At 31.5% G+C, this 270-nt stretch carries 1 protein-coding gene; it reads right to left on the reverse strand.

Translation table 11 applies throughout. The features are described 5' to 3' along the window. Positions 1 to 270 (reverse strand): hypothetical protein (locus tag ABGF45_RS08415; RefSeq protein WP_408132181.1); only part of this gene is annotated, 270 nt, incomplete at both ends.

Here is a 270-nt window from a genome sequence, read left to right on the forward strand (position 1 = left end):
CTTACTGGTTCTTCTACTTCTTTCTTTTCTTCACTGCTTAGTTCTTTTTTGTTATTTACTTTTACTTTATCAGGTTCTACTACCGGGTATTTTTCTTTGTCTGATTTTTCTACTACTGTCTTTTCTCCTGATAAGTTGTTTTTTGAACCATCTTCGTACTCTATTTCCACATCTCCATTTTCTTTTACAGTTACTGTTTTTGCTTTTGGATTACTTGCTTTTACTGCTTCTTCTACTTCTTTCTTTTCTTCTTCGCTTAATTTTTCAAGA

The sequence above is a fragment of the Helcococcus sp. KG196 genome, assembly GCF_046035495.1.
Taxonomy (GTDB): domain Bacteria; phylum Bacillota; class Clostridia; order Tissierellales; family Peptoniphilaceae; genus Helcococcus; species Helcococcus ovis.